Source organism: Enterobacter sp. T2, assembly GCF_010692925.1.
Taxonomy (GTDB): domain Bacteria; phylum Pseudomonadota; class Gammaproteobacteria; order Enterobacterales; family Enterobacteriaceae; genus Enterobacter; species Enterobacter kobei.
The window spans coordinates 1613675-1639875 of the sequence record NZ_CP048736.1 but is presented as its reverse complement, the minus strand read 5'-3'; the positions used below and the strand labels follow the sequence as shown (position 1 = coordinate 1639875).

Annotated in this window: 22 protein-coding genes; 11 read left to right on the top strand and 11 right to left on the bottom strand. The window is 55.1% G+C overall.

All coding sequences use genetic code 11. From position 1 onward, the window contains the following. Positions 1 to 16 precede the first annotated feature (16 nt). Complete coding sequence (gene yccS / locus G0034_RS07675) at positions 17 to 2179, top strand: YccS family putative transporter (protein WP_179120688.1); 2163 nt, start codon at positions 17 to 19, stop codon at positions 2177 to 2179. On the opposite strand, the gene G0034_RS07670 is transcribed toward yccS, so the two are convergent. Further along, the gene (locus tag G0034_RS07670; protein ID WP_179120687.1) at positions 2136 to 2762 is read right to left on the bottom strand and encodes a TfoX/Sxy family DNA transformation protein; all 627 of its coding nucleotides are present in this window, start codon (positions 2760 to 2762) and stop codon (positions 2136 to 2138) included. The genes yccS and G0034_RS07670 overlap by 44 nt on opposite strands. A 217-nt stretch (positions 2763 to 2979) precedes the next feature. Between G0034_RS07670 and sulA the strand changes: the two genes are divergently transcribed. Both sulA and ompA read left to right on the top strand, forming a co-directional pair. After that, positions 2980 to 3489 (top strand): SOS-induced cell division inhibitor SulA, encoded by a 510-nt coding sequence (gene sulA, locus G0034_RS07665; protein WP_014883253.1) that lies wholly within the window; start codon positions 2980 to 2982, stop codon positions 3487 to 3489. 355 nt (positions 3490 to 3844) lie between these two features. After that, positions 3845 to 4900 carry a porin OmpA gene (gene ompA / locus G0034_RS07660; protein WP_014883252.1) on the top strand — a complete coding sequence of 352 codons (1056 nt, stop codon included), beginning with the start codon at positions 3845 to 3847 and terminating at the stop codon, positions 4898 to 4900. 64 nt (positions 4901 to 4964) lie between these two features. Here ompA and matP read toward each other — a convergent pair whose 3' ends face one another. Further along, positions 4965 to 5417 (bottom strand): macrodomain Ter protein MatP, encoded by a 453-nt coding sequence (matP, locus tag G0034_RS07655; protein WP_179120686.1) that lies wholly within the window; start codon positions 5415 to 5417, stop codon positions 4965 to 4967. A 186-nt stretch (positions 5418 to 5603) separates the two neighbouring features. Between matP and G0034_RS07650 the strand changes: the two genes are divergently transcribed. Next, positions 5604 to 7364, top strand: coding sequence for an AAA family ATPase (locus tag G0034_RS07650; RefSeq protein ID WP_014883250.1), 1761 nt, complete (start codon positions 5604 to 5606; stop codon positions 7362 to 7364). A 68-nt stretch (positions 7365 to 7432) separates the two neighbouring features. Continuing rightward, positions 7433 to 7951: a bifunctional 3-hydroxydecanoyl-ACP dehydratase/trans-2-decenoyl-ACP isomerase gene (fabA, locus tag G0034_RS07645; RefSeq protein ID WP_000227926.1), complete on the top strand. Its 519-nt coding sequence runs from the start codon at positions 7433 to 7435 to the stop codon at positions 7949 to 7951. Between the two features lie 71 nt (positions 7952 to 8022). Here fabA and rmf read toward each other — a convergent pair whose 3' ends face one another. The 6 genes from rmf to rlmKL form a co-directional block, all read right to left on the bottom strand. Continuing rightward, a complete protein-coding gene (rmf, locus tag G0034_RS07640) occupies positions 8023 to 8190 on the bottom strand; it encodes a ribosome modulation factor (RefSeq protein WP_013097261.1) in 168 nt (55 codons plus the stop codon). 256 nt (positions 8191 to 8446) lie between these two features. Next, positions 8447 to 9013 (bottom strand): membrane integrity-associated transporter subunit PqiC, encoded by a 567-nt coding sequence (gene pqiC, locus G0034_RS07635; protein WP_179120685.1) that lies wholly within the window; start codon positions 9011 to 9013, stop codon positions 8447 to 8449. Then, a complete protein-coding gene (gene pqiB / locus G0034_RS07630; protein WP_014883248.1) occupies positions 9010 to 10650 on the bottom strand; it encodes an intermembrane transport protein PqiB in 1641 nt (546 codons plus the stop codon). Before pqiB ends, pqiC begins: the two co-directional genes overlap by 4 nt. Before the next feature lie 4 nt (positions 10651 to 10654). Continuing rightward, a complete protein-coding gene (pqiA, locus tag G0034_RS07625; protein WP_014883247.1) occupies positions 10655 to 11908 on the bottom strand; it encodes a membrane integrity-associated transporter subunit PqiA in 1254 nt (417 codons plus the stop codon). Positions 11909 to 11921: 13 nt separating this feature from the next. Continuing rightward, entirely contained in the window at positions 11922 to 13829 is a 1908-nt protein-coding gene (locus tag G0034_RS07620; protein ID WP_014883246.1) for an ABC transporter ATP-binding protein, read from the bottom strand. A gap of 12 nt (positions 13830 to 13841) precedes the next feature. Further along, positions 13842 to 15950 carry a bifunctional 23S rRNA (guanine(2069)-N(7))-methyltransferase RlmK/23S rRNA (guanine(2445)-N(2))-methyltransferase RlmL gene (gene rlmKL / locus G0034_RS07615; RefSeq protein WP_023332608.1) on the bottom strand — a complete coding sequence of 703 codons (2109 nt, stop codon included), beginning with the start codon at positions 15948 to 15950 and terminating at the stop codon, positions 13842 to 13844. A 98-nt stretch (positions 15951 to 16048) separates the two neighbouring features. Here rlmKL and G0034_RS07610 point away from each other — a divergent pair, with 98 nt between their 5' ends. Beyond that, positions 16049 to 17158 carry a YcbX family protein gene (locus G0034_RS07610; RefSeq protein WP_032637058.1) on the top strand — a complete coding sequence of 370 codons (1110 nt, stop codon included), beginning with the start codon at positions 16049 to 16051 and terminating at the stop codon, positions 17156 to 17158. Here G0034_RS07610 and zapC read toward each other — a convergent pair. After that, positions 17155 to 17697: a cell division protein ZapC gene (zapC, locus tag G0034_RS07605; RefSeq protein WP_014883243.1), complete on the bottom strand. Its 543-nt coding sequence runs from the start codon at positions 17695 to 17697 to the stop codon at positions 17155 to 17157. The two genes, G0034_RS07610 and zapC, sit on opposite strands and share 4 nt — an antisense overlap. 165 nt (positions 17698 to 17862) lie before the next feature. Then, positions 17863 to 18873, bottom strand: a complete 1011-nt coding sequence (gene pyrD / locus G0034_RS07600) for a quinone-dependent dihydroorotate dehydrogenase (RefSeq protein WP_014883242.1) — start codon at positions 18871 to 18873, stop codon at positions 17863 to 17865. 249 nt (positions 18874 to 19122) lie between these two features. Here pyrD and ssuE point away from each other — a divergent pair, with 249 nt between their 5' ends. The 5 genes from ssuE to ssuB are packed head-to-tail and all read left to right on the top strand — an operon-like array spanning position 19123 to position 23363. After that, positions 19123 to 19698: an NADPH-dependent FMN reductase gene (gene ssuE / locus G0034_RS07595; RefSeq protein WP_014883241.1), complete on the top strand. Its 576-nt coding sequence runs from the start codon at positions 19123 to 19125 to the stop codon at positions 19696 to 19698. Next, positions 19691 to 20653, top strand: coding sequence for a sulfonate ABC transporter substrate-binding protein (locus G0034_RS07590; protein WP_047626943.1), 963 nt, complete (start codon positions 19691 to 19693; stop codon positions 20651 to 20653). Before ssuE ends, G0034_RS07590 begins: the two co-directional genes overlap by 8 nt. After that, positions 20650 to 21795, top strand: a complete 1146-nt coding sequence (gene ssuD / locus G0034_RS07585; protein WP_032637061.1) for an FMNH2-dependent alkanesulfonate monooxygenase — start codon at positions 20650 to 20652, stop codon at positions 21793 to 21795. Before G0034_RS07590 ends, ssuD begins: the two co-directional genes overlap by 4 nt. Before the next feature lie 9 nt (positions 21796 to 21804). After that, the gene (gene ssuC / locus G0034_RS07580) at positions 21805 to 22596 is read left to right on the top strand and encodes an aliphatic sulfonate ABC transporter permease SsuC (RefSeq protein WP_014883238.1); all 792 of its coding nucleotides are present in this window, start codon (positions 21805 to 21807) and stop codon (positions 22594 to 22596) included. Beyond that, positions 22593 to 23363, top strand: a complete 771-nt coding sequence (gene ssuB, locus G0034_RS07575; protein ID WP_014883237.1) for an aliphatic sulfonates ABC transporter ATP-binding protein — start codon at positions 22593 to 22595, stop codon at positions 23361 to 23363. The genes ssuC and ssuB overlap by 4 nt, the downstream gene beginning before the upstream one ends. 102 nt (positions 23364 to 23465) lie before the next feature. Here the strand turns inward: ssuB and pepN are convergent, their stop codons facing one another. Continuing rightward, positions 23466 to 26078, bottom strand: a complete 2613-nt coding sequence (gene pepN / locus G0034_RS07570) for an aminopeptidase N (RefSeq protein ID WP_047028046.1) — start codon at positions 26076 to 26078, stop codon at positions 23466 to 23468. Positions 26079 to 26201 lie beyond the last annotated feature (123 nt).

Here is a 26201-nt window from a genome sequence, read left to right as displayed (position 1 = left end):
AGGACTGGCCGCGTTTATGCTAAGCCCACTGCTTCGCCGTTATACCTGGAACAGTTCCTGGCTTTACAACGTCAGGATTTTTATCGCGCTTTGCGGCACGGTAGCCCTGCCGTGGTGGTTGAATGACGTCAAACTCACCATCCCGCTCACGCTGGGGGTGGTGGCCGGGGCGCTTGCGGATCTGGACGATCGCCTGGCCGGTCGTTTGCGTAATCTGGTGATTACGCTCGTCTGCTTTTTTATTGCGTCAGCGTCCGTTGAGTTGCTCTTCCCCTGGCCGTGGCTGTTTGCGCTGGGCCTGACGCTTTCGACCAGCGGGTTTATTTTGCTGGGTGGACTGGGGCAGCGCTATGCCACCATCGCCTTCGGCGCCTTACTGATCGCCATCTATACCATGCTGGGCGTGTCACTTTACGACCAGTGGTACCAGCAACCTCTACTGCTGTTGCTGGGCGCCATCTGGTATAACCTGCTGACGTTAACCGGCCATCTTATCTTCCCGGTTCGCCCGCTGCAGGATAACCTTGCCCGTAGCTTTGAGCAGTTGGCCCATTATCTGGAACTGAAATCCCGGCTGTTTGACCCGGATATTGAAGAAGAAAGCCAGGCGCCGCTTTACGATCTGGCGCTGGCAAACGGTCAGCTGGTCACCACCCTTAACCAGACGAAAGCCTCACTGCTTACCCGTCTGCGCGGCGATCGCGGTCAGCGTGGAACGCGAAGAACCTTACACTACTATTTTGCCGCCCAGGACATTCATGAACGCGCCAGTTCCTCGCATGTTCAGTACGCCGCCCTGCGTGAAAAGTTTCGTTACAGCGACGTGATGTTCCGCTTCCAGCGCCTGCTGTCCATGCAGTCCCTGGCCTGCCAGCAGCTCTCGCGATCCATTCTGCTGCGCACGCCCTATCAGCATGACCCCCGTTTCGAACGCGTGTTTAGCCATCTTGATGCGGCGCTCGACCGCGTTCAGGCCAGCGGAACATCACCGGAACATATCAAAGCGCTGGGTTTTCTGCTCAACAACCTGCGGGCTATAGATGCTCAGCTGGCGACCATCGAATCCGAACAGGCGATGGCGCTACCGGGTAATGATGTGGAAAATCAGCTGGCTGATGACAGCGTGCATAGCTTTAGCGATATGTGGCTACGGCTGAGCCGCAACTTTACGCCAGAGTCGGCGCTCTTTCGCCACGCGGTGAGAATGTCTCTGGTGCTATGCGTCGGTTATGCCTTTATCCAGATAACCGGTTTGCAGCATGGCTACTGGATCCTGCTGACCAGCCTGTTTGTCTGCCAGCCAAACTATAACGCCACCCGGCACCGCCTTGCGCTGCGTATTATCGGTACGCTGGTCGGTGTCGCGATTGGACTTCCCGTGCTGTACTTCGTGCCTTCTGTTGAAGGGCAGCTGGTGCTGATTGTGATTACCGGCGTGTTGTTTTTCGCGTTTCGCAACGTGCAGTACGCTCATGCCACCATGTTCATCACGCTGCTGGTGCTGCTCTGCTTTAACCTGCTGGGTGAAGGGTTCGAGGTCGCCCTGCCTCGCGTGCTCGATACCCTGATCGGCTGTGCGATTGCCTGGGCAGCGGTGAGCTTTATCTGGCCGGACTGGCGTTTCCGTAATTTACCGCGGGTGTTAGACAGGGCATTGAACGCCAACTGCCGATACCTGGATGCCATCCTTGAGCAGTACCACCAGGGACGCGATAACCGTCTGGCTTATCGGATAGCCCGCCGCGATGCGCACAACAGTGATGCTGAACTGGCTTCGGTTGTCTCTAACATGTCAACGGAGCCTCGTGCCACGGCCGAGATGCGTGAGACGGCTTTCCGGTTGCTCTGCCTCAACCATACCTTCACCAGCTATATTTCCACGCTGGGTGCACACCGCGAGAAACTGGTCAACCCGGGCATACTCAACCTGCTGGATGACGCGGTCTGCTACGTCGATGATGCACTGCATCACCGGCCAGCCGATGAACCGAAAGTGAGACAGTCGCTGGATGAACTGACTCAACGTATCGCGCGTCTTGAGCCAGGAAACGACAGCAAAGCGCCGCTGGTGCTACAGCAGATTGGCCTGCTTATCGCTCTGCTGCCAGAAATTTGCCGGTTACAACAGCAAATCGCTACCTGGAGGAGTGATTCTTCTGTGGCTCAGGCAGCGCATTAAACCACTCCGTCAACTCCCGGCGAGTGCCTGCCGGGAGTGCCGCCTCATGCAAACCCTCAATAGCCCCCTCAAGGGCGAAGAGCACTCTAATACCGAGTGCCCTATTTTTAGCCCGCATCTTTAACCAGCACTCCCTGGCACCCAGTGCCCGCAGCGTCTCTTCGTTAGTAATGCCAGCTTCAAAAAGTAATACCTCAAGCTGAAAGGTCAGGTTTGGCAGATCTTTAAGCCGGTTTCGTTGATGGCGCTGACAGCGCTCTTTCCTCGCCGCATTGAGCGCGAAAGAGGAGAGCTGAAGCAGCCGTTCCCTGTCTTGCCACAGTCCATCATCGACACGGTAATAGTTGAGAAGTACCGGGCGGCCTCGTTTCATTAACGTCAAAAAAGAGGCGGCATTTTTTACACAGTATTTCGCGCTTTCTTCACAGGCGCGAAGGTACAGCTCGCCATCTGACACCATGGCAAAAACCGCGTCATCTATCGCCAGGGTATAGCCACCGAACAGTGCGCGATGATGAATTTCTCCTAGCGGTGAGAGGTATTCCTGGGATTGATAAATCCGTTCATAAGATATCTTTTTCATGATATTTCCCTTCTAAATCATAAGGTAACAGCGAAATTTCTTACTAGCGGATCCGTTAGCAGGAAAATAGGCAACTTAGCGCCGTTGAGCAAGATGATTTTTCGAGGGGCATCAACATTGAACGAATTTTGCGAGTCGCTTTCCGAAAATGAGGTTGATCTTTATGCATACAGGGGTTACTGTATATCCATACAGTAACTACAGAGCTGGAATGAATATGTACACTTCAGGCTATGCAAATCGCTCAACTTCTCTCTCCTCTACCGCGGGCACTGTCGCGCACAACACCGTTGGGGGTGTTTCGACGGGGCTTATTAGTGAAGTGGTTTATCGTGAAGACCAGCCTCTGTTGACCCAACTCCTGCTACTGCCTTTATTACAGCAGCTTGGTCAGCAATCGCGCTGGCAGCTCTGGCTGACGCCACAGCAAAAATTGAGCCGTGAATGGGTTCAGTCCGCAGGCCTGCCGCTGGCTAAGGTGATGCAGATTAACCAACTCTCTCCCTGCGATACCGTTGAGTCTATGGTTCGCGCGTTGCGCACCGGAAATTACAGCGTGGTGATCGGCTGGTTACCCGAAGAACTGACGGAAGAGGAACATTTTCGTCTGACTGAAGCGGCTGAAGAAGGGAATGCGATCGGGTTCATCATGCGCCCGGTTCGTCCAGATTCTTATCGCAGAGGACAACTTTCTGGGCTAAAAATTCACTCAAATTTGTATCATTGAGCGAAATTAAGATTTTTCCTGGAATTTTTTTTGACCGCAAGATACGGATTTAGTTCCCGGCGTCAAAATTGCGGCAAGGCGCGTCTGGAGCGGTTCTCCTTAATTTTACTGCACAAAATTCGTTCTAAAAATGTTAAATAATAGGTATACGGAACTTTTTTTTTCATATGCCTGACAGACTTCACACTTGTAAGTTTTCAGCTACGTTGTAGACTTTACATCGCCAGGGGTGCTCGGCCTAAGCCGAAGATATCGGTAGATTTATATTTGACCACGCCCCCCGGTGAAGGATTTAACCGTGATTCTCTACTTGAGACATTCATGGCGAATTTTGGATGATAACGAGGCGCAAAAAATGAAAAAGACAGCTATCGCGATTGCAGTGGCACTGGCTGGCTTCGCTACCGTAGCGCAGGCCGCTCCGAAAGATAATACCTGGTATGCAGGTGGTAAACTGGGCTGGTCTCAGTTCCACGACACCGGCTGGTACAACAGCAGCCTGAACAATGATGGCCCTACTCACGAGAGCCAGCTTGGTGCAGGTGCGTTCGGTGGCTATCAGGTTAACCCGTATGTTGGTTTTGAAATGGGTTACGACTGGTTAGGTCGTATGCCATACAAAGGCGACAACGTTAATGGCGCTTTTAAAGCTCAAGGCGTACAGCTGACCGCTAAACTGGGTTACCCAGTAACTGACGATCTGGACGTGTACACCCGTCTGGGTGGTATGGTATGGCGCGCTGACTCCAGCAACAGCATCGCTGGCGACGACCATGACACCGGTGTTTCCCCAGTATTCGCTGGTGGCGTTGAGTGGGCTATGACCCGTGACATCGCTACCCGTCTGGAATACCAGTGGGTTAACAACATCGGCGACGGTGCTACCGTTGGCGTTCGTCCAGACAACGGCATGCTGAGCGTAGGTGTTTCCTACCGTTTCGGCCAGCAGGAAGATGCAGCACCAGTTGTTGCTCCAGCGCCGGCTCCAGCTCCAGAAGTACAGACCAAGCACTTCACTCTGAAGTCTGACGTTCTGTTCAACTTCAACAAAGCGACTCTGAAACCAGAAGGCCAGCAGGCACTGGATCAGCTGTACACCCAGCTGAGCAACCTGGATCCTAAAGACGGTTCCGTAGTGGTTCTGGGCTTCACCGACCGTATCGGTTCTGACGCTTACAACCAGAAACTGTCTGAGAAACGTGCTCAGTCTGTTGTTGATTACCTGATCTCTAAAGGTATCCCAGCTAACAAGATCTCCCCACGTGGTATGGGCGAATCTAACCCAGTTACTGGCAACACCTGTGACAACGTGAAAGCTCGCGCTGCACTGATCGACTGCCTGGCTCCAGATCGTCGCGTAGAGATCGAAGTTAAAGGCGTTAAAGACGTTGTAACTCAGCCAGCGGCATAAGTTATCGTCTTATAAAAAAACCCCGCAATGCGGGGTTTTTTATTATCTGAAGAAAAACACAAATCTACTTTTTGCCCAGCAACGCCTGAAGGTCGTTTTTCAGCGACGACATTTGGTTAGCATACTTCTCTTTATGTTCGGCATCCTCAATCAACTGCACGATGGTTTCCGACAGCGTTTTACCACGCCGTTGCGCCAGCCCAGCCAGACGCTCCCAGACCACGAACTCCAGATCGATTGATTTTTTACGCGTGTGCTGATGCTCAGCATTAAAATGCCGTTTGCGTCGCGCGCGGATCGTTTGCTTCATCCGGTTTAACAACGCGGGATTGATGTGTTTCTCAATCCAGCCGTTAACCTGTACCGGTTCATTCTCGAGGGTCAGCAAAATATCCACGGCTTCTTGTGCAGCGCTGGCTTCGATGTAGCAGGTGATCAGCTCCCCTTCACGGTGCTTTTTGACCAGGTACTTCCATTTCCAGCCGCTTTCGAGATTTTCCAGTTGTTGATATTTCATTGCGATCTCAGTGTTACCACGTAACTCTGTTCAGAATATCAGTTTTTTGGCAATCTGCTGAAAAGAAATCATATCCTGTGAGTCAATGCAGCCATTCCCGCTGTCGAAATACCCAATCCTGCTTGGGTAGATCCCCCCGCTTACGGTATACTCCACGCTTTTACATCTGACTAAAAAACATCAACTTTGACGATTACGAAACTTGCATGGCGTGACCTTGTTCCGGATACCGAGAGCTATCAGGACCTGTTTTCACAGCCCGAACTCGCAACAGAACATCCATTCATCCTTAGCGATACGCAACCCCGTTTGCATTATGCGCTGGAGCAGGCGTTAAGCCCATGGGCGACATCGCCCTTCATGCTGCTGAAAGCCCCCGAAGAGGCGGAATATCTGACGCTTCTCGGGGACGCTATGCGCCAGTTGCGCCCGGAAGCGAACGCGGTCTTTGGCGGCCAGTATCGTATCGCGGGAGATAAGATCGCCTTCGAACCGGCGGACCAGGCCGATGACCGTTTTGCAGCGACAGGTGAAGTCATTACCGCTAACTGGGTCGAGGCTGAACAACTCTTTGGCTGTCTGCGTCAGTTCAACGGTGAGCTTTCACTGCAACCGGGTCTGGTACATCGCGCAAACGGCGGCGTGCTGATCATCTCTCTGCGCACCCTGCTCTCGCAGCCGCTGCTGTGGATGCGCCTGAAAACGATTGTGACCCAGCAACGCTTTGACTGGGTCGGTTACGATGAGTCTCGCCCTCTGCCGGTCTCCGTGCCGTCAATGCCGCTGTCGCTGACCGTCGTGCTGACGGGCGATCGTGAATCGCTGGCTGACTTCCAGGAAATGGAGCCGGAACTGGCTGAGCTGGCGGTTTACAGCGAATACGAAGACAACATCCAGGTAGCCGATGCTGATGACATGGCGCAGTGGTGTCAGTGGGTGCTGGCCGTTGCGGAACGCTTTGCATTGCCAATGCCTGCCGCTGACGCGTGGCCGGGTTTGATCCGCGAAGCGGTTCGTTATACCGGTGACCAGGAAACCCTGCCGCTTAGTCCACTCTGGATAGGCAAGCAGCTGCGTGAAGTGGGTGTGATCAGCGGTAAAGGTGCGTTTACTGGCGAACAGCTCACGCAGATGCTGGCGCAGCGTGAGTGGCGCGAAGGCTATCTTGCTGACCGTATGCAGGATGAAATTCTGCTGGAACAAATTCTGGTCGAGACCGAAGGTGAACGCGTCGGCCAGATTAACGCCCTGTCCGTGATTGAATTCCCTGGCCACCCGCGCGCGTTCGGGGAACCCTCACGCATCAGTTGTGTTGTGCATGTTGGCGATGGCGAGTTCACCGATATTGAACGCAAAGCCGAGCTGGGTGGCAACATTCACGCCAAAGGCATGATGATCATGCAGGCGTTTTTGATGTCTGAGCTGCAGCTTGAGCAGCAAATCCCCTTCTCCGCCTCGCTGACGTTTGAACAATCCTATAGCGAAGTGGATGGCGATAGCGCCTCTATGGCGGAGCTCTGCGCCTTGATCAGCGCCCTGGCAGACGTGCCGATCAACCAGAACCTCGCGATCACCGGTTCGGTCGATCAGTTCGGTCGTGCTCAGCCTGTTGGCGGTCTGAACGAAAAAATTGAAGGCTTCTTCTCTATCTGTCAGCAGCGTGGTTTAAACGGCAAACAGGGTGTGATTATTCCAGCACCCAATGTACGCCATTTAAGCCTTAGCCAGGCTATTCTGGACGCGGTTGAGCAGGAACAATTCGCCATCTGGGCCATCGAAGGGATTGAGGATGCACTACCCTTACTGACAAACCTGGTATGGGATGGCGAGGGGCAGACGACCCTGATGCAGACCATCCAGGAGCGAATTGCTCAGGCGACACAGCAAGATGCTCGCCACCGTTATCCATGGCCGTTACGCTGGCTGGGCTGGTTTAATTCAAACTGATCGGACTTGTTCAGCGTACACGTGTTAGCTATCCTGCGTCCTTCACTAAAATAAGGCTTACTGAGAACATGGTAGATAAACGCGAATCCTATACAAAAGAAGATCTTCTTGCCTCTGGTCGCGGTGAACTGTTTGGCGCGAAAGGCCCACAGTTACCGGCCCCGAACATGCTGATGATGGACCGTGTCGTGAAAATGACCGAAACCGGCGGCAACTTCGATAAGGGTTACGTAGAAGCAGAACTCGATATCAACCCGGACCTGTGGTTCTTCGGTTGCCACTTCATTGGCGATCCGGTAATGCCTGGCTGCCTGGGCCTGGATGCCATGTGGCAGCTGGTTGGCTTCTATCTGGGCTGGCTGGGTGGTGAAGGCAAAGGCCGCGCACTGGGCGTGGGCGAAGTGAAATTCACCGGCCAGGTTCTGCCTACAGCGAAGAAAGTGACCTATCGTATTCACTTCAAGCGCATTGTTAACCGTCGCCTGATTATGGGCCTGGCGGATGGCGAAGTGCTGGTAGATGGTCGTCTGATCTATACCGCGAACGACCTGAAAGTGGGCCTGTTCCAGGACACTTCCGCATTCTGATTTTGCGTTAAGCCCTCCCTGAAAGGCGAAACCTCCGCAGTGCGGAGGTTTCTTTCTTTAAAGAGACGTTATCAGGCAATGAGTGCCCTGTCGCCGATGGCTTCTCGCCAGCCTCCAAGCCATTGTGACCTTTGATTTATCGTCTGATAAGGACACATTTCTTTAGAACGTCCAGCGATGCCGGCCTGATAACCACGTTGATGAGCCCGTTCCAGGCGATCTCGTTTCTGTCTCTTCATGCCTCGTTTCCCTCATTCTTTTGTCTGGTGGAAAGAAAACAGTGTCTGCACTAAATGTACAGGCACAGATAACGAATACCCCGAATTCATTGCAGCGTCAATGTTCAAAATTCATACGGGTGTCATATTTGTGAGCTAGCCAGAAGATCATTTGTACAAAAAGTGTGACCCGGCACAAGTAACAACCTGAAGCCAAAACGAAAAAAAAACCGCAATCAGCGACAGGCTAACTGCGGTTTTTGATGATGAATTTTACTTATGGTAGCCGGGAAATCTCCCTGGCGATACTGGCTGACTCCTGCGCCCAACCCTGAGCAAGGACTTTCACCATTTCATCATAGCCATCTTTCTGCTGCTTCAGTTCCAGATGGAAAGGACGTTTAATCAGCTGTCCCTGATGATTCAGCAGCCACTCTCCGCTGATGATAACGGCACCGTCATACCGACCATGGAAGCCCGTTACCGTGACGTTCAGCGTATCCTGATCGCTACCCAGTGGCTGGGAAGCGACAACCCAGCCCGGAAGCTGGCTGCTCAGATTTGCCACCAGCGTATTGCGCAACTGCTGATCCAGCGGGCTGGCCCACAGATTATTGTTGGCGATGGTGTACTGTACATCGCTGGTCTGGTAGACCACCCCGTTGCCGGCCAGGTAGTCCGGCACGGCAACTTGCTCAACCCACAGCAGACGGTTGCCTTGCGAAGCGGTACTCTGGGTAGCTGCCTGCGCCATCAGCGGTAGCTGATAGTAGCTTTTCGTTTCACTTCCTGAGCTACAGGCCGTGAGTACCATCGCTCCTACAATCGCTAGCCATTTTTTCATTGTTTCGCCCTCTTCGGCTCAGGATCCTTTTTATCTTTCGCTTCAAACACCAGCGCGTTGCTCTTCTCGTTGAGCGTTTTCAGAACCGGCTGCAGTTCGCGCAAGACCTGATCAAGACGCTGCATATCTGCCACCATCTTGTTGTACGCCGCCGAGCCTGGTTGGAAGCCCTGCATACTGCGGTTCAGCTCGCGCAGCGTTTTCTGCATATCCTGCGGCAACTGCTGCATGCTCTGGCTTGCAGTGAGCTTATTGATGTTATCCAGCGTGGTTTGCAGGCGTTGCATCGTCGCCTGGCTCTGATGTAACGAACCTGTCGCGGCTTCAATCATTGGGTTCAGCGGCAGATTGTTAATCTTATCCAGCGTTTCCATCAGACGCTGCTGGATCTGAGCCAGTCCGCTGCTCACAGTTGGGATGATTTTATAGCCACCGAATTCACGAATGCCGGTAATCGGCGGTGCTTTCTGATAGAAATCCATATCCACATACAGCGCGCCGGTCACCAGGTTGCCGGTCTTCAACGACCCGCGCAGACCACGTTCCATCAGTTGAGAGATATGCGTGGCAATATCCTGGTTCTCGCCAATCTGGTTGATCAGACGCTCTGGTTCGATACGAATCAGCACCGGAATGCGGTAATCATCATCCAGGACCTGCTGCAGACCAGGCACAAAGAACGGTACTTGCCCAACCGTACCGAGACGAATGCCGCGGAACTCAACCGGCGCCCCCGGCTGCAGGCCACGAACGGAGTCTTTAAAGAACATCAGGAAGTCAACGTGATCGGTGTAGAGCGCATCCTGAATGCTTTTTTGATCGTCAAACAGGCGGAAAGCGGTGTTCTCCGCAACCGGCTGTCCCAGATCCAGACCTTCCGGCACGTCAAAACTTACGCCACCGCCAAACAGCGTTGTCAGGGAGCCCATTTCAACTCGCATGCCTGCCGAGGTTAGATCGACCGCGATGCCGCTGTCTTTCCAGAAACGGACATTGCTGGTGACCAGACGATCGTTAGGTGCATTGATGAACAGCTGATAGCTGATGGACCTTTTCTGTGGGTCAAACGTGCTTTTCTCAACCGAACCCACACGATAACCGCGGAACAACACCGGATCGCCCGCCGTAAGCTGACCCGCTTTTTTACTGTCTAAAATCACGCGGATACCTTTTGCATCCGGCGGAGCTAGCGGCGGTGAATCCAGAAGCTGATATTGCCCCGGCTGGTTACCTTTTGTACCCGGCTGGAGTTCAATATAGGCACCTGACAGCAACGTTCCTAAGCCGCTGATCCCTTCACGCCCCACCTGCGGTTTAACCACCCAGAAAACAGAATCGCCATGCAGTAGTTTTTCCATGCCGGCATTCAGGCGCGCCTTGATCTCCACATGGGTTAAATCGTCGGTCAGGGTTGCGCTTTCCACCACGCCCACATCCACGCTGCGGCTTTTGATGGTCGTTTTACCGCCCTCAATCCCCTCGGCATTGGTGGTAATCAGCGTCACTTCCGGTCCCTGATGGCTGTAATGATAAAACAGGATCCAGGCACCGATCAGCGCCGTCACGATGGGGAAAATCCACACCGGTGACCAGTTTTTGACCTTCTGCACTTTCGCCTCTCCACTCTTATTTTCCATGCTCTTACTCTTCCTCATGGCTTGATTCAGGCTCACGATCCCACGATAAACGAGGGTCGAAGGTCATGGCCGCAAACATGGTCATAATCACGACCAGCGCAAACATTAAAGCCCCCATCGCGGGATAAATACTCATCAAACCGCCCATCCGCACCAGCGCAGAAAGAACGGCAATCACAAACACGTCGATCATTGACCAGCGACCAACAAACTCGACCACCTCATAAATCAGATGCATGCGTTCGCTGTCGCGCTTTCCGTGACCTTTTGCATCCCAACAGAGCCAGGCAATGGCGATCATTTTTAAGGTGGGTACCATAATACTGGCGATGAAAATCACGCCGGCGACCGGATAGGATCCTTCGCCCCAGAGCAAGATCACCCCCGCGAGGATCGTCGAGGGCATTTTGTCGCCGAGCAGGTCGGTGATCATAATCGGCAGAATATTGGCGGGCAGATACAGCATGACGGATGTCACCAGCAGCGCCATTGTCCACTGCAGGCTGTTCTTGCGACGGACGTGGCCTTTCGTTTCGCAGCGCGGACACACGTCGAGATCGGCGGGCAGCACGGCGGTACAGCACGGACAGGAACGCAGCCCCTGGCGGATACCCGGCACACCGACCTTCACCGTCTGTGCAAGCGTCGGTGCCGGGGCGATATCGTCCCACGCCCAGCGCCTGTCCACGCACTGGAAGGCGCGCAGCTGCAGGACGCAATACAGGCACCAGGGCACAAAGCTACTGCCAATCCCGACATCGCCATACGCCATCAGCTTCACGAAACTGACCAGTATCCCGGCCAGAAAGATCTCAGCCATCCCCCAGCTTTTGAGCTGGAAAAGGACACGCGCGAGCCGGATTTTCAGTGATGTCGGCATCCTGACGCGGTTGACCAGCAGAAGAATGACCACCAGGCAAAACGCCGGGACTATCTGGACAAACAGCAGAAAAAAGGTGCCGAGGCTGGCGTAATCTTCCGAGAACATCACGCCCGGGATTTCAAGCAGATCCACCTGGCTTGTCATCCCCCCCACCTTCATATAGATGAAGGGGAAGAGATTGGAGAGCAGCAGCATAAATAATGCCGCCAGTGCGTAAGCAGTGGGACGCTGCCTTGGCGCGTCCCACTCGGTCGTCAGCGTTGCGCCGCAACGTGGACACAGGGCTTTATGTCCGTGACCCAGCTCTGGCAACGCCACGAGCATATCGCATTGCGAGCATAATATATGCCTGTCGGCATGGTGCTGGTCACACATATGTTATCCCTGTTTATGCGCCGTTCTTCAGAGACTCAAGGTACTCCCAGCGCTCAAATGCTTCTTCCAGGGCTTTTTCAGCCGCGGACAGTTCAGCCAATACTTTCTGAGTATAGTCATGTGACTGGGTAAAGAATGAGGCATCAGCAACCTGTGCCTGAAGATCTTCAAGCGCCGCCTCCAGCTCTTCCAGACGCTGAGGAAGCCCCTCCAGTTCGCGCTGCAGGTTATAGCTTAGTTTAGCCGAGCTTTTCTTGACTGTTTCTGCTTTTGTTACAGCAGGTTCAGCACTTGTTTTGGACTTTGACTGTTTTTGCGCCAGAGACTGTGACTGCTGCCCTTTTGCATCGTGGTACCCGCCCACATACTGTCCAATTCGCCCTTCCCCTTCGAAGATCCAGCACTCGGTCACGGTATTATCAACGAACTGACGATCGTGGCTGACCAGCATCACGGTTCCCTGGTACCCGTCGATCAGCTCTTCCAGCAATTCCAGCGTTTCGACATCCAGATCGTTCGTCGGTTCATCGAGGATCAGCAGGTTGCTTGGCTTCAGGAACAGACGTGCCAGCAACAGGCGGTTACGTTCCCCGCCGGACAGGGCGCGAACCGGCGTCATCGCACGTTTCGGATGGAACAGGAAGTCCTGCAGGTAGCCCAGCACATGGCGCGGCTTACCGTTTACCATGACCTCCTGCTTACCTTCAGCGAGGTTATCCATTACCGTGCGGTCCGGATCCAGCTCCGCGCGGTGCTGGTCGAAGTAGGCCACTTCAAGTTTGGTGCCGCAGTGAATACGGCCGCTGTCAGCCTGCAACTGGCTCAGCATCAGCTTCAGTAATGTGGTTTTGCCGCAGCCGTTGGGGCCAATCAGCGCAATTTTGTCGCCGCGCTGGACCTGAGCAGAGAAATCTTTTACCAGCACTTTGCCGTCAACCTGATAGTTAACGTTTTCCATTTCGAAGACAATCTTGCCGGAGCGGGATGCCTCTTCAACCTGCATTTTGGCGCTGCCCATCACTTCGCGGCGTTCGCTGCGCTCGCGGCGCATCGCTTTCAGGGCACGCACACGGCCTTCGTTACGGGTACGGCGGGCTTTGATGCCCTGGCGGATCCAGACCTCTTCCTGCGCCAGTTTGCGGTCAAACTCAGCATTCTGCAGCTCTTCCACGCGCAGGTTTTCTTCTTTCTCCAGCAGATAGGTATCGTAATCGCCAGGATAAGTGACCAGCTTACCGCGGTCGAGATCGACAATACGGGTCGCCATATTGCGAATAAACGAACGGTCGTGCGAGATAAAGATGATGGTGCCGCTGAAGGTTTTCAGGAACCCTTCCAGCCAGTCAATGGCTTCGATATCCAGGTGGTTCGTCGGTTCGTCCAGCAGCAGTACTTTCGGCCCGCTGACCAGCGCGCGGCCCAGGGCCGCTTTACGCAGCCAGCCGCCGGAGAGCGCAGACAGCTCCATATCCGCTTCCAGACCAAGCTGTGCCAGCACTTCATTAATGCGGTTTTCAAGCTGCCACAGGCCGTGGTGATCGAGCATCTCCTGCACTTTTGCGAGCTCATTGAGATTCTTGTCGCTCGGGTCGGTCATGACCAGATGCGAAATCTCGTGATAGCGCTTCAGGTATTCCGCCTGCTCAGAGATCCCCTCCGCCACGAAGTCGTACACGCTGCCGGTGACATGGCGCGGCGGGTCCTGCTGGAGGCGGGAGACAATCAGATCCTGCTCGTACACGATGCGGCCGTCATCCAGCCCCTGCTCGCGGTTGAGGATTTTCATCAGCGTGGATTTACCCGCGCCGTTACGGCCCACCAGACAGACGCGTTCGTTATCTTCGATATGCAGCTCTGCATTATCGAGAAGCGGTGAGTCACTGAAAGAGAGCCACGCGCCGTGCATACTAATTAAAGACATTTATTATTCCTTTCAGACCGCGGTAATCAACCAGCAGTTATGGATTTGACGGTTACGGGCGAAGTCCTGAGACAGCGTTTTTTGGCTAATTTCTTGTGCTTTCAGTCCCAGGGCTGCTAAACCGTCGTGATCCATACGGAAGCCGCGTTTGTTGTTCGAGAACATAATGGTGCCGCCTTTACGCAACAGGCGCTTCAGGTCGGTCATCAGGCGCAGGTGGTCGCGTTGAACGTCAAAGCTATCCTCCATGCGCTTAGAGTTGGAGAAGGTCGGCGGATCGATAAAGATCAGGTCGAACTGTTCATCGGTATCACGCAGCCAGCCCAGCACGTCAGCCTGCATCAGGCGATGCTGGCGCCCGGTTAAACCGTTCAGACGCAGGTTACGCTCAGCCCACTCCAGGTAGGTACGCGACATATCCACGGTAGTGGTGCTGCGCGCGCCGCCGAGGCCGGCATGCACACTCGCGCTGCCGGTATAGGAGAACAGGTTGAGGAAATCTTTCCCCTTGCTCATCTGGCCGAGCATACGGCGGGCGATACGGTGGTCAAGGAACAGACCGGTATCGAGATAGTCGGTCAGGTTAACCCACAGGCGGGCGTTATATTCGCCCACTTCAATGTAGTCACCCTTCTCGCCCATCTTCTGGTACTGGTTTTTGCCCTTCTGACGCTCGCGGGTTTTCAGCACCAGCTTGTTCGGCGCAATGCCCAGCACGGCGATGGTGGCCGCAATCACGTCCAGCATACGCTGGCGCGCTTTTTGTGCATCAATGGTTTTTGGCGGAGCATATTCCTGAATGACGACCCAGTCGGCGTAGCGATCAACCGCCACGTTGTACTCCGGCAGGTCGGCATCGTACAGGCGGTAACATTCAATCCCTTCCTGTTTCGCCCACTTCTCGAATTTCTTCAGGTTCTTGCGCAGACGGTTGGCGTAATCTTCCGCCACGCCGGTTGGCTTACTGTCCGCCGCTTTTTCTGCCAGATGGTAGTTTTTCTGCACACAGTCCAGCGGACCGTTTTTCGCTTTAAACTGGCGATCGGCGCGCAGTTGCAGACAGCTCAACAGCTCCGGCGACGCGCTGAACAGAGACAGATTCCAGCCGCCAAAATAGTCTTTCATATTGCGGCCCAGCAGGCTGTGCAGGGCGATCAGCGCCGGTTCGCTGTCCAGACGCTCACCGTATGGCGGGTTACTGATGACGGTACCGTACGGGCCTTTCGGCAGCGGGTTGGTCAGGTTCGCGACATCTTTCACGTCGAAGGTGACCAGCTCACCGATACCCGCTCGACGGGCGTTGCTTCGCGCACGTTCAATCACGCGCGGGTCGCTGTCCGAACCATAGAAATGCGAGGTGTACTCTGCCAGGCCTTTACGCGCACGGCTCTGCGCGTCATCTTTGACCTCTTTCCAGAGGGCTTCATCATGCTGCGCCCAGCCTTTAAAGCCCCAGTGACCGCGGTGCAGCCCTGGCGCACGGTCGGTAGCCAGCATTGCGGCTTCAATCAGCAGCGTACCGGAACCACACATCGGATCGAGCAGCGGTGTGCCTGGCTGCCAGCCGGAGCGCATCACAATGGCTGCGGCAAGGGTTTCTTTGATCGGCGCCATCCCGGTGCGATCGCGATAGCCACGTAAATGCAGACCCGCGCCGCTCAGATCGAGAGAAATGCTCGCCGTGTCGCCGTTCAGCCAGACGTTGATACGCAGGTCCGGATTTTCGCGATCGACATTAGGGCGTTCCTTATTCTTACGGGTGAAGCAGTCCACAATGGCGTCTTTCACGCGCAGCGCACCGTACTGACTGTTGCGGATCTCATCGTTCACGCCGTTGAAATGCACCGCAAAGGTGGCATTTGGGGTGAAGATCTCTGTCCAGTCGATCATCTGTACGCCGGTATAGAGGTCAAGGTCGCTATAGACCTTGCACTCCTTCATCGGCAGCATGATGCGCGACGCCAGACGGCTCCACATCAGGCTCTGGTAAATAAGCCGCGTGTCGCCCTCAAAATGGACACCACCCTGAACTACCTGGCACTCTTGCGCACCCAGGGCTTCCAGTTCAGTTTTTAACAGCTCTTCCAGCCCACGGGCCGTACTGGCAAACAGAGAATTCATATCGTCACTTTTACTCTTAGAAAATTGTCGCGCATTATAGCTAATATGGCGTGTATGTCATAAAGTTGAAGGCTTATTTTCATTTGCGGGAGTATGCAGTGGCGACGTTATCCAGGCTTTTTATTCATCCGGTGAAATCCATGCGCGGCATTGGCGTTTCTCACGCACTGGCAGACATGAGCGGATTTGCCTTCGATCGTATTTTTATGGTCACCGAGCCTGACGGTACGTTCATCACCGCGCGCCAGTTCCCGCAGATGGTTCGCTTTACCCCTTCCCCGCTTCATGACGGATTGCATTTGACCGCGCCGGACGGTTCCAGCACGGTGATTCGCTTTGCTGATTTTGCGCCCGTCGACGCGCCAACGGAAGTCTGGGGTAACCATTTTACCGCGCGCATCGCTCCGGAAGAGATTAACCGCTGGCTAAGCGGCTTCTTTTCCCGTGACGTGCAGCTGCGCTGGGTGGGGCCTGAACTGACGCGCCGCGTGAAGCGCCACGATGCCGTTCCGCTTTCCTTCGCCGACGGCTTCCCGTTCCTGCTGACCAACGAGGCGTCGCTGCGTGATTTACAAAACCGCTGTAAAGCCAGCGTGCAGATGGAGCAGTTCCGTCCGAACCTGGTGGTAACCGGTGCCGATGCGTGGGAAGAAGACACCTGGAAAACGATCCGCATTGGTAGCGTCATCTTTGATGTCGTCAAGCCGTGCAGCCGCTGTATCTTTACCACCGTGAGTCCGGAAAAAGGGCAAAAGCACCCCTCTGGCGAACCGCTGAAAACGCTGCAATCGTTCCGCACCGCCCAGGATAACGGCGATGTCGATTTCGGCCAGAACCTGATCCCCCGCTCCAGCGGTGTGATCCGCGTGGGCGATGAGGTCGAAATCCTCGCCCGCGGGCCTGCGAGAGTGTACGGCGCCGGTCAGGAAGAAGAAAGCGTTGAAGTTGAGACGAACGTCGCCTCTGCCGTGGATATTCACTGGCAGGGCAAAATTATTCGTGGCAACAATCAGCAGGTGCTGCTGGAGCAACTGGAACAGGCCGGTATTCGCGTACCGTATTCTTGTCGTGCGGGAATCTGCGGATGCTGTCGCATCAAGCTGGTAGAGGGAGAAGTGACTGCGCTGAAGAAATCGGCAGTGGGAAACGACGGCACAATTCTGTGCTGTAGCTGCGTACCGAAAACATCCGTACAGCTGGAAGCTTAAACCGCCTGTTCGAGGCTGAAGGAATCGACACGCACCTGTGGCTTCAGCCTGTCATTCATAACTTTGATCGCATCCCCTAACTGCATTACGCGCCCGGCAATCGTCACGCCGGGTTGCGCCAGCAGACAAAGCGCAGCATTTTCGCCCGGCTCCACCACTAACAAACTCACCTCTTCGGCGGTATCGCTCAGATTGACGCTGGCCGCATCACCCGTTGCTGGCGTCCAGTTCATGTCGTGCGGCAGGAAATGCCAGCTTTTCGGCATTTGCGGTTTCAGGAAACGAATCGCCACCAGCGCATTTAATACCAGCTCGGCACGCTGCTCTTTAGAGAGCACCAGATCGCGACATTTTTCTTCAAAGGAGAAATAAAGTGCAGCATCGTCAACGCAAAAGCCCGAGGGTGAAAACGCGTCCGGGGTTAACATTCGGCGGGCAAAACGAGAACGAAACAACATGCCATTGGCTAAATCGAGCATCATACGATCGTGCTCGTCGCAAAAATACCAGCGCCAGTTATCGTCAGGTTTAATTCGCATGTTTCTCTCCCGTCCCCAAACGTCCTGTACTAAAAATGTCCTGATTGTCGCTTCGTTTATAACACCATTAATAAAAGACCAGAATGTCTAAATAAGCAACAGTGACGGAATATAAAACAACCAGGGCTGGAAATAAAGCCCTGGTTGTCTGATTAAGAGAAAAGATTAGATATGGGTAACGATTTCTTTAATCAGCGGTGGTCCTTTAAAAATAAAGCCGGAATAGATTTGCACCAGCGATGCCCCTGCCGCCATCTTCTCGCGCGCAGCAATCACCGAGTCGATACCGCCGACACCAATAATCGGCAAGCGCCCTTTTAATTCTGCAGACAGAGCACGAATAATTTCGGTGCTTTTTAATTGTACCGGACGGCCACTTAACCCACCCGCTTCGTCACAGTTTTTCATTCCCTGAACGAGGGAGCGATCGAGCGTCGTATTGGTCGCAATAACACCATCAATATTATGGCGAACTAAACTGTCGGCAACCTGGATCAATTCTTCAGGCGAAAGATCCGGCGCGATCTTCACCGCGACCGGAACATATTTATGGTGGATCGCCTGCAGTTCATTTTGTTTATTTTTAATGGCGCTGAGAAGATCGTCCAGCGCTTCGCCATATTGTAAAGAACGCAGGCCCGGGGTATTCGGCGATGAAATATTCACCGCGATGTAACCGGCATAGGCGTAGACTTTTTCCATACAAATCAGATAGTCATCTTTACCTTGCTCAACCGGCGTGTCTTTATTTTTACCGATATTAATGCCCAGCACCCCATCGAAATGGGCTTTTTTCACGTTCTCGACCAGGTGATCAACGCCGAGATTATTAAAGCCCATGCGGTTGATTAGCCCTTCGGCTTCCACCAGGCGGAACAAACGCGGCTTATCATTTCCCGGCTGTGGACGCGGGGTAACGGTACCGATTTCAATGGAGCCAAAGCCCATTGCGCCCAGGGCATCAATGCACTCGCCGTTTTTGTCCAGACCGGCCGCCAGACCTAGCGGGTTTTTAAAGGTCAGACCCATGCACTGCACAGGTTTTTCCGGCACATTCTGGCGCACCAGAGCCGCCAGAGGCGTTCCGGTAATGCGACGTAATTGCTGGAATGTCAATTCATGAGCGCGCTCAGGGTCGAGCTGGAAAAGGGCTTTACGAACGAAGGGGTAGTACATGAACTCTCCTGGATTCCCGGTGTGCAAACCGGGAGGGGATTATGGGCGATCCCGCGGCGAAAAGGAATTGACCTGCGGCAAAAAAATCAGCGTAAAACGCAAACGTTTACCTCCCGGTCTCTTTCTTATGCACTTTTTCGCATTTTAATTGCAGATAAATCATTTAGTGGAATAACCGCGCGGTGTCACACTCCTGAAAATTGTTATGAATGTTAGATAAAAGCAAACAATTGGTTATAAGGAGGAAGTATGCGCGTCATTACCCTGGCCGGAAGTCCACGATTCCCTTCGCGTTCCAGCGCCCTGCTGGAATATGCCCGTGAAAAGCTCAATGCGCTGGATGTGGAAGTGTGCCACTGGAATCTGCATAACTTCGAACCCGAAGATTTGCTGTACGCCCGTTTCGACAGCCCTGCGCTGAAAACCCTCACAGAGCAACTGAAAGAGGCAGACGGTTTAATTGTGGCGACACCGATCTATAAAGCTTCTTTTTCTGGCGCACTGAAAACCCTGCTCGATCTACTGCCGGAGCGCGCACTGGACGGCAAAGTGGTGCTGCCGCTGGCAACGGGCGGAACGGTTGCCCATTTACTGGCGGTGGATTATGCCCTGAAACCGGTCCTGAATGCCCTGAAAGCACAAGAGATTCTTCATGGGGTTTTCGCGGACGATTCGCAGGTCATTGATTATCAACACAAGCCGCACTTTACGCCGAATCTGCAAACGCGCCTCGATGCTGCGCTGGAAACCTTCTGGCACGCGCTGCATCGCCGGGATATCCAGGCACCTGCGTTTGGCCAGCCTCAAGGAGTCGCACATGTTTAAAACCTTAACCCGCCTCGGGCTGGCTGGCCTGATGGCCTTGACCGGGCTGGCTCAGGCCGCAGAAACAGCGCCGGACAGTTTACGCATTGGCTATCAGAAAGGCAGCGTCAGTATGGTGCTGGCAAAAAGTCACCAGCTTCTGGAAAAACGCTTCCCGGACACCAAATTTGCCTGGATCGAGTTTCCTGCCGGCCCTCAGATGCTGGAAGCCTTAAACGTAGGCAGTATCGATCTTGGCAGCACAGGCGATATTCCGCCGATATTCGCCCAGGCTGCGGGGGCGGACCTCGTTTATGTCGGCGTTGAACCGCCTAAACCGAAGGCCGAAGTGATTCTGGTGCCTGAAAACAGCGAGATTAAAAGCGTTGCCGACCTAAAAGGTCATAAGGTCGCTTTTCAGAAAGGCTCCAGTTCACACAACCTGCTGCTGCGCGCTTTACAGGAGGCCGGGCTGAAATTCACGGACATTCAGCCTGTTTACCTGACCCCAGCCGACGCTCGTGCCGCGTTCCAGCAGAAGAATGTTGATGCCTGGGCTATCTGGGATCCGTACTACTCCGCAGCATTACTGCAAGGAGGCGTGCGTGTGCTGAAGGATGGCACGACGCTGAAACAGACCGGCTCGTTCTACCTTGCCGCGCGTCCTTACGCGGAAAAGAATGGTGCATTTATTCAGAACGTACTGGATACCTTTACGCAGGCCGACACGCTGACCCAAAGCCAGCGTCAGGAAAGCATAGCGCTGCTGGCGAAAACCATGGGCTTACCTGAACCGGTGATTGCGAGCTACCTCAGCCACCGTCCGCCGACCACCATTTCACCCGTGGATGCGCACGTCGCCGCGCTACAGCAACAAACCGCTGACCTCTTCTATCAAAACCGCCTGGTGCCAAAACAGGTCGATATTCGCGAACGCATCTGGCAACCCGCAGGCAAAGAAGGAGCTAAATCATGAGTCTGAATCTTTTCTGGTTTTTACCTACCCACGGAGATGGCCACTATCTTGGCACTGAAGAGGGTTCCCGCCCGGTTGACCATGGCTACCTGCAGCAGATTGCACAGGCGGCGGACCGCATCGGTTTCACCGGCGTGCTGATCCCAACCGGGCGTTCATGTGAAGATGCCTGGCTGGTCGCCGCGTCGATGATACCGGTCACCCAGCGTCTGAAGTTCCTGGTTGCGTTACGTCCAGGCGTGGTCTCCCCCACCGTGGCAGCGCGTCAGGCGGCAACGCTGGACAGACTCTCCAACGGTCGTGCCCTGTTTAACCTGGTGACGGGCAGCGATCCGCAGGAACTGGCAGGCGATGGCGTGTTCCTCGACCACACCGAGCGCTATGAGGCTTCTGCCGAGTTCACCCGCGTCTGGCGGCGCCTGCTTGAAGGTGAAACCGTCACCTTCGAAGGCAAGCATATCCACGTTCGTGACGCGAAACTCTATTTTCCGCCGGTACAACAGCCACGCCCGCCGCTCTATTTCGGCGGGTCGTCGGATGTAGCCCAGGATCTGGCTGCCGAGCAGGTCGATCTGTATCTGACCTGGGGCGAACCGCCTGAGCTGGTGAAAGAGAAAATTGCCCAGGTGCGCGCTAAAGCGGCCGCCCATGGCCGCAAGGTGCGCTTCGGTATTCGTCTGCACGTGATTGTTCGCGAAACCACTGAAGAGGCCTGGCGGGCGGCAGACCGTCTGATATCCCATCTGGACGATGAGACCATCGCAAAGGCGCAGGCCGCGTTTGCCAAAACCGACTCCGTCGGACAGCACCGAATGGCATCCCTGCACAACGGCAAGCGCGAGAAGCTGGAGATCAGCCCGAACCTGTGGGCAGGCGTTGGCCTGGTTCGCGGCGGTGCGGGCACGGCGCTGGTCGGGGACGGCCCGACCGTGGCAGCGCGGATTAATGAATACGCGGACCTCGGTATCGACAGCTTTATTCTCTCCGGTTATCCGCACCTGGAGGAGGCCTACAAAGTGGGCGAGCTGTTATTCCCGCATCTGGATGTGGCCATCCCGGAAATACCGCAGCCACAGCAGCTTCAGCTGCAGGGAGAAGCGGTGGCAAACGAATTTATCCCTCGAAAAGCCGCGCAAAGCTAAGGAGTGACCATGTCTGCCACCTCACAAAAATGGCTGCTGCGCGCCGCGCCGTGGTTTTTACCCGTCGGCATTGTGGCTCTCTGGCAGCTCGCATCATCCACCGGCTGGCTGTCGAGCCGTATTCTGCCCTCTCCTGAGGGCGTTGTAGAAGCGTTCTGGTCGCTGAGCGTCAGCGGTGAGCTGTGGCAGCATCTGGCGATCAGTTCCTGGCGCGCGGTGATTGGGTTCTCTATTGGCGGCAGCATCGGGCTGGTGCTGGGGTTGATCAGCGGTCTTTCCCGCTGGGGTGAGCGGCTGCTGGATACCTCCATTCAGATGTTGCGTAACGTGCCGCATCTGGCGCTGATCCCGCTGGTCATTCTGTGGTTTGGGATTGATGAGAGCGCGAAGATCTTCCTCGTGGCGCTGGGCACGCTGTTCCCGATTTACATTAATACCTGGCACGGCATCCGCAATATCGATCGCGGCCTGGTGGAGATGGCGCGGAGCTATGGCTTGTCGGGTTTTTCGCTCTTTCTACACGTGATCCTGCCGGGCGCCCTGCCCTCCATCATGGTCGGGGTGCGTTTTGCCCTCGGCCTGATGTGGCTGACGCTGATTGTCGCGGAAACCATTTCGGCTAACTCTGGCATCGGCTACCTGGCGATGAACGCCCGCGAGTTCCTGCAAACGGACGTCGTGGTGGTTGCCATTATCCTTTATGCCCTGCTCGGCAAACTGGCCGACGTCAGCGCCCAGTGGCTGGAACGCAGCTGGCTACGCTGGAACCCGGCGTATACCCTTCAGGAGGCGAAAGCATGAATACGGCACGACTGAATCAGGGGACACCGTTACTGCTAAACGGCGTGACCAAACGCTACGGCGAAAACACCATTCTTAACGCTCTGGATCTGCATATTCCCGCCGGGCAGTTTGTGGCCATTGTCGGGCGCAGCGGCGGCGGCAAGAGTACGCTGCTGCGCCTTCTGGCCGGACTAGAATCCCCTAACGGCGGCGACATTCTGGCAGGGACAACGCCGCTGGCCACTATTCAGGACGATACCCGCATGATGTTTCAGGATGCGCGACTGCTGCCCTGGAAGACGGTGATTGATAACGTCGGGCTGGGGCTCAAAGGACACTGGCGGGATGAAGCCCGTCAGGCGCTGGCCGCCGTCGGACTGGAAAACCGCGCCGGTGAATGGCCTGCTGCGCTGTCGGGTGGGCAGAAGCAGCGCGTGGCGCTGGCACGGGCGTTGATTCATCGTCCGGGCCTGCTGTTGCTTGATGAGCCGCTCGGCGCGCTCGACGCCTTAACGCGGATCGAAATGCAGGATCTGATTGAATCCCTGTGGCAGACGCATGGATTCACGGTTCTGCTGGTCACGCATGACGTCAGCGAAGCCGTGGCGATGGCCGACCGGGTGCTGTTAATAGAAGACGGAAAAATTGGTCTGGATCTGACGGTGGACCTTCCACGGCCACGCCGTGTCGGTTCGGCAAGGCTGGCGGAGCTGGAGGCAGAAGTGCTGGATCGGGTGATGAAGCGCGGGGGAACGGAGTTACAGCGAGTTAAGGCTAATGCCTGATGCCCTCACCCCGGCCCTCTCCCACAGGGAGAGGGCGAAAACACAAAAAACGGCAACCTGGGTTGCCGTTTTGCTTTTACCTGCCCACCGGGCTTTTTTACATCACGCTAAGGCTTTCGCGATCTTCTCGTACAAATCGCCGGACAGGTTTTCCAGCCCTTTCAGCTGTTCAAGCGCGGCACGCATTTTCGCCTGACGCTTCGCATCGTAGCGTTTCAGACGGATCAGCGGCTCAATCAGACGCGACGCCACCTGCGGGTTACGGCTGTTCAGTTCGGTCAGCATTTCCACCATGAACTGATAACCGCTGCCGTCCTCCGCGTGGAACGCGGCCGGGTTGCTGCTGGCAAACGCACCAATCAGGGAACGCACGCGGTTCGGGTTACTCATGGTGAACGAACGGTGCTTCAGCAGGCTGCGGACTTTGCTGAGCGCATCGGCCGCCGGGCTGGTCGCCTGCAGAATGAACCATTTGTCCATCACCAGACCATCCTGGTGCCACTTGTCGTCGTACTCCTGCATCAGCGCATCGCGGCACGGCAGTTCAGCGGCAACGCTCGCCGCCAGCGCGGCCAGCGCGTCGGTCATATTGTCCGCTTTATGATACTGCGTGCTCACCAGCGTGTTCGCCAGCTCGGTTTCACCAAACGCCAGATAACGCAGGCAGGTGTTACGCAGAGAACGTTTACCAATGTCCGCGTGCTCAACGCGATAAGCATCAAGCTTATTGGTGTTATAGATGGCGAGGAATTCGTCCGCCAGTTCAGCAGCCAGCGTGCGGGTCAGCGCTTCACGCACGGCCACGATGGCAATCGGGTCAATGATGTCAAACAGCTCGGCAATTTCAGTTGCCGACGGCAGGGTCAGAATTTCAGCCGCCAGCGCCGGATCAATAGATTCATCCAGCAGGATCGCACGGAACGCGTCTGCTACATGCACCGGCAGCGTCAGCGGCTGGCCCTGCTGGTAACGGTTCACGTTCAGCTTGATGTAGGTCGCCAGCAGACTCTGCGCGGCATCCCAGCGGGAGAAATCGTTGCGGGCGTGACGCATCAGGAACGTCAGCTGCTGATCGCTCCACTTGTACTCCAGCTTCACCGGGGCGGAGAATTCGCACAGCAGCGCAGGCACCGGCTGGAAATAGACGTTATCGAAGATAAAGGTCTGCTCTGCCTGGGTTACGTTCAGTACGTGGTGTACCGGATGACCGCCCTTCTGCAGCGGGATCACTTTGCCTTCGTTGTCATACAGCTCAATGCTGAACGGAATGTGCAGCGGATGTTTTTCTTCCTGCTCGGCGGTTGGCGGCGTGCGCTGGCTGATGGTCAGGGTGTATTGCTCGGTTTCCGGGTTATAGTCGTCTTTAACGGTGACAATCGGCGTCCCGGCCTGGCTGTACCAGCGGCGGAAGTGCGAGAGATCCACGTTAGAGGCATCTTCCATCGCCTGCACAAAATCGTCACAGGTCGCCGCGCTGCCGTCATGACGCTCAAAATAGAGTTGCATCCCTTTCTGGAAGTTCTCTTCGCCCAGCAGGGTGTGGATCATACGGATAATTTCAGCGCCCTTCTCATACACCGTCAGGGTGTAGAAGTTGTTCATCTCAATGACTTTATCCGGACGGATTGGGTGCGCCATTGGGCTGGCATCTTCCGCAAACTGCAGGCCGCGCATAGTGCGGACGTTGTTGATACGGTTTACCGCACGAGAGCCCAGATCGGAGCTGAACTCCTGATCGCGGAAGACGGTCAGTCCCTCTTTCAGGCTCAGCTGGAACCAGTCACGGCAGGTGACGCGGTTACCGGTCCAGTTATGGAAATACTCGTGGCCGATGACGCGTTCGATATCAAGGTAGTCTTTATCGGTAGCGGTGTCGGTACGTGCCAGTACGTATTTGGAGTTAAAGATGTTGAGACCTTTATTCTCCATCGCGCCCATGTTGAAGAAATCGACGGCGACGATCATATAGATGTCGAGGTCGTATTCGAGGCCGAAACGTTCTTCGTCCCACTTCATGGAGTTGATGAGCGAGGTCATCGCCCACGGTGCGCGGTCAAGGTTGCCACGGTCAACAAACAGCTCCAGCGCCACTTCACGCCCGGAGCGGGTTTTGAACGTATCGCGCAGCACATCAAAATCACCCGCCACCAGCGCAAAGAGGTAGCACGGTTTCGGGAACGGATCCTGCCACTGCACCCAGTGACGACCATTTTCCAGTTCGCCCTCACCGACGCGGTTACCGTTGGAGAGCAGGAACGGATAAAGCGTTTTATCGGCGATGATTTTCGTCGTGAAGCGCGCCAGGACGTCCGGGCGGTCCAGGTACCAGGTGATATGGCGGAAACCTTCGGCTTCACACTGGGTACATAGAGCCACGCCTGACTGGTAAAGCCCTTCCAGCGCCGTGTTGGCTGAAGGGCTGATTTCATTCACGATGCGCAGCGTAAAGCGTTCCGGCAGGTTGTCGATGACCAGCTGGTTGCCTTCTTCTTTATAGTCTGACCAGGGTTCATCATTAATATGCAGGGAGACCAGCGTCAGGTCTTCGCCATCGAGACGCAGCGGCACGGCAGTCGCACTGTGGCGCGTCACCTGACTCACCGCCGTCACGACGGTTTTTGTGGCATCCAGGTCAAACGTCAGGTCGATATCGCTAATCAGGTATTCCGGCGCACGGTAGTCGTGGCGGTATTTGGCTTGTGGCTGTTGTGTCATAGAAAACCTTATGCATCGTTTGTCGAGTAACGTTTCAATATATTCCTGTTGCGCAAAACGCGCTATGCAGAATGTTCATCTTTTCAGGCAGAAACACCTTTTTCGCTACATTTGTATAACACG

Coding starts and splice junctions, on each gene's coding strand:
- yccS (WP_179120688.1), top strand. CDS start 17: ATGCTAAGCCCACTGCTTCGCCGTTATACCTGGAACAGTTCCTGGCTT.
- G0034_RS07670 (WP_179120687.1), bottom strand. CDS start 2,762: ATGAAAAAGATATCTTATGAACGGATTTATCAATCCCAGGAATACCTC.
- sulA (WP_014883253.1), top strand. CDS start 2,980: ATGTACACTTCAGGCTATGCAAATCGCTCAACTTCTCTCTCCTCTACC.
- ompA (WP_014883252.1), top strand. CDS start 3,845: ATGAAAAAGACAGCTATCGCGATTGCAGTGGCACTGGCTGGCTTCGCT.
- matP (WP_179120686.1), bottom strand. CDS start 5,417: ATGAAATATCAACAACTGGAAAATCTCGAAAGCGGCTGGAAATGGAAG.
- fabA (WP_000227926.1), top strand. CDS start 7,433: ATGGTAGATAAACGCGAATCCTATACAAAAGAAGATCTTCTTGCCTCT.
- rmf (WP_013097261.1), bottom strand. CDS start 8,190: ATGAAGAGACAGAAACGAGATCGCCTGGAACGGGCTCATCAACGTGGT.
- pqiC (WP_179120685.1), bottom strand. CDS start 9,013: ATGAAAAAATGGCTAGCGATTGTAGGAGCGATGGTACTCACGGCCTGT.
- pqiB (WP_014883248.1), bottom strand. CDS start 10,650: ATGGAAAATAAGAGTGGAGAGGCGAAAGTGCAGAAGGTCAAAAACTGG.
- pqiA (WP_014883247.1), bottom strand. CDS start 11,908: ATGTGTGACCAGCACCATGCCGACAGGCATATATTATGCTCGCAATGC.
- G0034_RS07620 (WP_014883246.1), bottom strand. CDS start 13,829: ATGTCTTTAATTAGTATGCACGGCGCGTGGCTCTCTTTCAGTGACTCA.
- rlmKL (WP_023332608.1), bottom strand. CDS start 15,950: ATGAATTCTCTGTTTGCCAGTACGGCCCGTGGGCTGGAAGAGCTGTTA.
- zapC (WP_014883243.1), bottom strand. CDS start 17,697: ATGCGAATTAAACCTGACGATAACTGGCGCTGGTATTTTTGCGACGAG.
- pyrD (WP_014883242.1), bottom strand. CDS start 18,873: ATGTACTACCCCTTCGTTCGTAAAGCCCTTTTCCAGCTCGACCCTGAG.
- ssuE (WP_014883241.1), top strand. CDS start 19,123: ATGCGCGTCATTACCCTGGCCGGAAGTCCACGATTCCCTTCGCGTTCC.
- G0034_RS07590 (WP_047626943.1), top strand. CDS start 19,691: ATGTTTAAAACCTTAACCCGCCTCGGGCTGGCTGGCCTGATGGCCTTG.
- ssuD (WP_032637061.1), top strand. CDS start 20,650: ATGAGTCTGAATCTTTTCTGGTTTTTACCTACCCACGGAGATGGCCAC.
- ssuC (WP_014883238.1), top strand. CDS start 21,805: ATGTCTGCCACCTCACAAAAATGGCTGCTGCGCGCCGCGCCGTGGTTT.
- ssuB (WP_014883237.1), top strand. CDS start 22,593: ATGAATACGGCACGACTGAATCAGGGGACACCGTTACTGCTAAACGGC.
- pepN (WP_047028046.1), bottom strand. CDS start 26,078: ATGACACAACAGCCACAAGCCAAATACCGCCACGACTACCGTGCGCCG.